Genomic DNA, 5,056 nt, shown 5'->3' with positions numbered 1-5,056 from the left:
CTGCCGCGACGGGCCCGCGCCAGTCGCACAGGATCGGGCGCCGTCCACGGGCGGAGACCGTGCCCCGCCCATCGGCCCGATCGCCGCGGGCCCGGCCCGGTCAGGAGCAGCGGACCTAGCGCTCGAGCAGCAGCCACCGGACCTCTTGACCGCGATTCATCGATCCTTGCCCACACCACGGCACCCGGCGTCACGATACTGATAGCCCGCATCGACCGGGCGGGAGGATCGGAGCCGACATGACCGGGGCCCGGTCCGACTTCGCCGATCCACCCGGCGTCGGCCTGGGGCGGGATGGCTTAGCGGAGGTGCTGCAAGGAGTACAGGACACTCATCGCCACGTGCTTGACGCCGTCCTCGTTCCCGGTGACCACGACGCCCGCGACGCGCCCGTAGTACAGGTACTGCCCCGCGTCGTTGAGCCGACCGGACAGGGAGTACAGCCGCTCGACGACGCGGGTGCAGACGCTGGACTTGTCGCCCAGCCAGATCGGCGCGCCCAGGATGAGGATGTCCGCGGCGAGGACCCGCTCGGCCAGCTGCGGCCAGTCGTCCCGATCCCAGCCGTGCTCGGTCATGTCCGGCTGCACCCCCGGTGCGAGGTCGTGGTCGACGGCGCGGATCTCATCGACGGTCACCCCGTGCGCGCGCATGATCGCAGCGCTGACGTCCATCAGGCCCTGGGTGTGCGAGATCTCGGGGGACCGCTTGAGGGTGCAGTTGACGAACGCGGCGCGCAGCTGCGAGAAGTCCCGGACCGGTCCGTCCACGGTCGGGCCCGGATCTCGACGCCGCGCCAGAACGCGACGTGCCCGGCGATCTGGCGAGCCGCCGACGTCGGCTCTGGATACTCCCAACCGACCGCTTCGCCGGCCCGTCCCGCGCCGGAGACGGACCAGTACCGCGCCTCGCCCTTCCACGGGCAGACGCTCCGACGGTCCGACCGCTCCAGCTCGTCCCACCGCACCGCGTCCGGCGGGAAGTAGTGGTTGCCCTCGACCACGACCGTCTCGTCGCTCTCGGCCAGGACCGTGCCGTTCCAGATGGCGCGCATGGGGCGTCCCTTCTCTCCGGGTGCAGGGCTGACGGAACCCGCCGCCGTCCGCGGTGATTCCGCCCGTGTCACGGCTCCCGGCGGGCGACGACGATCTTCAGCGGCAGCGGCCAGGAGTCGGTGAGCCACCGCTCCCAGGAGGTGCGGAGCCCACCCTCACTCGTCCTGCTCGGCAAGCGTGTCGGCGAACTGCCGCAGCCGCGCGACGGCGGCCTCGTCTGCCTCGTCCGAGTGGGGGGCGGTGGCGCTGATGGCGACCTTGATGGACTCGTAGGTCTGGGCCTCCAGCCCGCAGCGGCGGCAGGTCTCCAGGTGTTCGGCGACCATCGAGGCCCGCACGATGTCGAGCTCGCCGTCGAGGTAGTGCTGCAGGAACCGTGCTGCACGGTGGCAGTCGGAACGGGCGAACGCCTTCAGGACCATCACATGCCACCTTTCCGCGGGGCGATGCCCGCGACGTCCAACCGGTCGCGCATGCGGGCCCGGGCCCGGTGCAGCCGGCTCATGACCGTGCCGCGGGGAACCCCGAGCACGTCGGCCGCCTCCTGGTAGGACAGCCCCTCGATGTCCACGAGGTTCACCACCGCTCGGTGCTTGTCCGGCAGGGCGCGCAGGGCGTCGGCGACCACGGCCTCGAACTGCTCGCTGAACGCTACCTCCTCCGCGGACGCCGCGGACGGTCCGGTGTTCTCCAGGTCCCGCTGGACGGACTCCCCGTCACGCAGCAGGACCGGGCGGCGCACCCGGACCCGGTTCAGGTGCGCCCGACGCAGAATCGTCAGCAGCCACGCCCGCGGGTGGGCCCCGTCGAACCGGTCCGCGGCTCGGAACGCCCGCACCAGCGTGTCCTGCACGAGGTCCTCCGCGTCGGCCTTCTGCCCGGTCAGGGACAGCGCGACCCGGTACAGCACCGGGATCTCGGGCACGACCCACCGCTCGAACGCCACGTGCTGGGCCCGCTCCCGGGTCCGGGCGTGCTCGTCGTCGTCGCGTGCCGTATGCGTCACACCGGGGGAACCCGTCGCCCCGCGGAGAGATTCCCCGTCCCGCCGCGGAATCCGGGCTGGCGTCGACGGGTTCCACGGCGATGAACCTGCTTCGGCACCGCCGGCTGCGTCGCCGCCTCGTGCCCTACCTCGACGGTGAGCTGGACGCCGGGCCCGCCGGGGAGGTCGCCGCTCACCTGCGGGACTGCTGGGGCTGCAGCGGCGACGCCGAAACCAACCGCCTGATCCGCGCCGCGCTGCGCCACATGGGCGCGGACGGGACCGTCTCTCTCCCGGTGGTGCGGCTGCAGCGGTTCGCCGGACGGCTCGCCCACGGGTAGGCCGGCGAAGCCCAGCGGGTCCGAATCGCAACACCCGACGCCGCAGCGATCGCAGAGCGGTGGAAGCGGGCCGGGCCCCAGCGGGGTTCCGCAGCCGAACGAGCCGCACCGGCTCACCGAACCAAGGAGGGCACCATGGGGACGCAGACACCGATGCGGGGGACGGCACGAGGCGCGACAGGCCGGTCAGGTCTGATCCGATCGGGCGTGCGCGGGGCGGTGGGCGGCGCGGTCGCCGGTGCCGTGTTCGGCGCCCTGAACATGTGGTTCGCACACAGCCAGGGGAGGCCAGCGGACATGCCTCTGCAGATGATCGCGACGATCGTCCAGGGGGAGGAGGCCTTGGCCGCCGGGACCGCGAGCCCGGCGCTCGGCCTGGTCGTGCACATGGTGCTCTCGATGGCGTTCGGCGGCGGGCTGGCGCTGCTCGTGACACGCGTCAGCTCCGACGCCGCACGGGCGGCTGTCGGCCTGGCATACGGGGTCGCGCTCTACCTGGTGAACTTCCTGGTGATCGCCCCGATCGCCTTCCCGGTCTTCCGGGACGCCAACCAGCCGCTCGAGGTCGCCACACACCTGATCTTCGGCGCCGTTGCCGTGCTGTTCGTCATGGGCCGCGGCGGTGCACGGTTGCACTGACCGTGCACGTGCCGTTCCGCCCGTACCGACCAGCCGGGTCCCGAAGGGCCCGGACCGGGGAGCAGTCATGGAGTCGTTCGACATCATCGTCATCGGGATGGGCCCAGGGGGTGAGCACGTCGCCGGGACGTTGGCCGAACGGGGGCTACGGGTCCTGGGGGTGGAGCGGCAGCTGGTCGGGGGTGAGTGCCCGTACTGGGGGTGCATCCCGTCCAAGATGATGAGCCGGGCCGCGAACGCACTGGCCGAGGCCCGCCGGGTCGAAGGGCTGGCTGGCAGCGTCGGTGACGTGGTCCCGGACTGGGGGCCGGTGGCGCGCCGCATACGCGAGGAGGCGACGGACGACTGGGACGACCAGGTCGCCGTGGACCGGTTCGTCGGCAAGGGCGGAACGTTCGTGCGCGGTACCGGCCGGATCGTCGCACCGGGTCAGGTCGATGTGGACGGCACGGTCTACGCCGCGACCCGCGGGATCGTCGTCGCGACGGGGACGCGCCCGTCCGTGCCGCCGATCGAGGGCCTGGAGAAGGTGCAGTACTGGACGAACCACGAGGCGGTCGAGGCGACCGAGCTGCCCGACTCGCTGGTGGTGCTGGGCGGTGGGGCGATCGGCTGCGAGCTTGCGCAGGTGATGGTGCGCTTCGGTGTGCAGGTGACCGTGGTGGAGGCCGCGGAGCACCTGCTGCCACTGGAGGAGCCTGAGGCCGGCGAGCTCCTGCGGAACGTGCTCGAGGCGGAGGGCGCGGTGGTGCACACCGGGATGTCCGCCCGGCGCGTGGACCGCGATGGTTCAGGCGTCGTGGTGGTACTCGGCGCCGGCGACGTCGTGCATGCCGAGCGCCTCCTGGTGGCCACCGGCCGACGGGCCGAACCCGCCGCGGTCGGGCTCGATGTCGTCGGGGTCCCGGCGGACGCCCGCACGGCATCGGTGGACGAGTGGTGCCGGGTGAGCGACGGGGTCTGGGCTGTCGGCGACATCACCGGCGAGGGCGCGTTCACGCACGTGGCGATGTATCAGGCGGGCATCGTGATCCGCGACGTGCTGGGTGAGGACGGGGCGACGGCGGACTACCGCGCCCTGCCCAGGGTGACGTTCACCGACCCCGAGGTCGGCGCGGTCGGCCTGACCGAGCGCCAGGCCCGCGAGCGGCTGGAGGAGGTCGCCGTGGGTCGGGCGTCCGTGCCGTCGACCGCACGCGGCTGGATCCACAAGGTCGGCAATGAAGGGACGATCGTCCTCGTCGCCGACGCCGACCGCGGCGTCCTCGTCGGTGCGACCGCGATGGGCCCAGCCGGCGGGGAGGTCGTCGGTGCCCTGACCGTGGCCGTCCACGCACAGGTCCCGATCGAGACGCTCCGCTCCATGATCTACGCCTACCCCACCTTCCATCGGGGCATCGAGGACGCCCTGCGCGACCTCGCCTGACATGGTGCAGCGCATCGGTGACCACGCCCTCATCGGGGACACCCACACCGCGGCGCTCGTCGCCCGCGACGGTTCCATCACTTGGCTGTGCCTGCCCCCGTTCGACAGTCCCGCTGCGTTCGCGTCCCTCCTGGGTGACGAGGACAACGGCCACTGGACCATCGCCCCCCGCGAGGAGGCCGTCGTCACCCGGCGGTACGTGCCCGGGACCCTCGTGCTCGAGACGGAGATGCGCACCTCGACCGGCACCGTACGCATGACCGACTTCGTGCCTCACCGCCACGGGACGCCGACGGTCGTCCGCATCGTCGAGGGGATCGACGGCGAAGTCACGATGCAGGTGTCCTTGTGCATCCGCTTCGACTCGGCCGGTCGTCCTCTCCTGGGAGGAACGGGGCCGGCCCGTACCCGACCCGGGGCCGGCAAACGAGCTCCTCGACGCCACGGTGCGGGAATGGCCGGGCTGGAGCGACCGCCTGCAGACCCAGGGCCCGTGGGCGGACGTCGTCGCACGATCGCTGATCACCCTCAAGGCGCGGACCGATGAGCCGTCCGGCGCCCTCGTAGCGGCACCCACGACGTCCATGCCCGAGCAGCTTGGTGGCCAACG

The 5,056-nt window shown here is 72.3% G+C and carries 8 protein-coding genes; 4 read left to right on the top strand and 4 right to left on the bottom strand.

Going from position 1 to position 5,056, the window contains the following annotated elements; genetic code table 11:
* Positions 1-299: 299 nt before the first annotated feature.
* The 4 genes from ABWK99_RS13485 to ABWK99_RS13470 form a co-directional block, all read right to left on the bottom strand.
* Positions 300-770: a flavodoxin family protein gene (locus ABWK99_RS13485; protein WP_372595220.1), complete on the bottom strand. Its 471-nt coding sequence runs from the start codon at positions 768-770 to the stop codon at positions 300-302.
* Positions 674-1,054 carry a DUF427 domain-containing protein gene (locus tag ABWK99_RS13480; protein ID WP_372595219.1) on the bottom strand — a complete coding sequence of 127 codons (381 nt, stop codon included), beginning with the start codon at positions 1,052-1,054 and terminating at the stop codon, positions 674-676. Before ABWK99_RS13480 ends, ABWK99_RS13485 begins: the two co-directional genes overlap by 97 nt.
* A gap of 156 nt (positions 1,055-1,210) precedes the next feature.
* Entirely contained in the window at positions 1,211-1,477 is a 267-nt protein-coding gene (locus ABWK99_RS13475) for an anti-sigma factor (protein WP_372595218.1), read from the bottom strand.
* A complete protein-coding gene (locus ABWK99_RS13470) occupies positions 1,477-2,061 on the bottom strand; it encodes an RNA polymerase sigma factor (RefSeq protein WP_372595217.1) in 585 nt (194 codons plus the stop codon). Before ABWK99_RS13470 ends, ABWK99_RS13475 begins: the two co-directional genes overlap by 1 nt.
* Positions 2,062-2,141: 80 nt before the next feature.
* On the opposite strand from ABWK99_RS13470, the gene ABWK99_RS13465 reads away from it, so the two are divergent.
* The 4 genes from ABWK99_RS13465 to ABWK99_RS13450 all read left to right on the top strand — a co-directional run bounded on the left by ABWK99_RS13465 (position 2,142) and on the right by ABWK99_RS13450 (position 4,993).
* The gene (locus ABWK99_RS13465; protein ID WP_372595216.1) at positions 2,142-2,381 is read left to right on the top strand and encodes a zf-HC2 domain-containing protein; all 240 of its coding nucleotides are present in this window, start codon (positions 2,142-2,144) and stop codon (positions 2,379-2,381) included.
* Between the two features lie 297 nt (positions 2,382-2,678).
* Positions 2,679-3,020 carry a hypothetical protein gene (locus ABWK99_RS13460; RefSeq protein ID WP_372595215.1) on the top strand — a complete coding sequence of 114 codons (342 nt, stop codon included), beginning with the start codon at positions 2,679-2,681 and terminating at the stop codon, positions 3,018-3,020.
* 67 nt (positions 3,021-3,087) lie between these two features.
* Entirely contained in the window at positions 3,088-4,446 is a 1,359-nt protein-coding gene (locus tag ABWK99_RS13455) for an NAD(P)/FAD-dependent oxidoreductase (RefSeq protein ID WP_372595214.1), read from the top strand.
* A 1-nt stretch (position 4,447) separates the two neighbouring features.
* A complete protein-coding gene (locus ABWK99_RS13450) occupies positions 4,448-4,993 on the top strand; it encodes a trehalase-like domain-containing protein (protein WP_372595213.1) in 546 nt (181 codons plus the stop codon).
* Positions 4,994-5,056 lie beyond the last annotated feature (63 nt).

The organism is Actinotalea sp. (assembly GCF_041597215.1).
Classification (GTDB): Bacteria; Actinomycetota; Actinomycetes; order Actinomycetales; family Cellulomonadaceae; genus Actinotalea.
The sequence above is the reverse complement of the archived record's forward strand: the minus strand, read 5'-3'. Positions and strand labels throughout refer to the sequence as shown.

What these genes read in the sequence shown, in the direction of transcription:
- ABWK99_RS13480 (WP_372595219.1), bottom strand. Translation starts at nt 1,054, where the DNA reads ATGCGCGCCATCTGGAACGGCACGGTCCTGGCCGAGAGCGACGAGACG.
- ABWK99_RS13475 (WP_372595218.1), bottom strand. Translation starts at nt 1,477, where the DNA reads ATGGTCCTGAAGGCGTTCGCCCGTTCCGACTGCCACCGTGCAGCACGG.
- ABWK99_RS13465 (WP_372595216.1), top strand. Translation starts at nt 2,142, where the DNA reads ATGAACCTGCTTCGGCACCGCCGGCTGCGTCGCCGCCTCGTGCCCTAC.
- ABWK99_RS13460 (WP_372595215.1), top strand. Translation starts at nt 2,679, where the DNA reads ATGCCTCTGCAGATGATCGCGACGATCGTCCAGGGGGAGGAGGCCTTG.
- ABWK99_RS13455 (WP_372595214.1), top strand. Translation starts at nt 3,088, where the DNA reads ATGGAGTCGTTCGACATCATCGTCATCGGGATGGGCCCAGGGGGTGAG.
- ABWK99_RS13450 (WP_372595213.1), top strand. Translation starts at nt 4,448, where the DNA reads ATGGTGCAGCGCATCGGTGACCACGCCCTCATCGGGGACACCCACACC.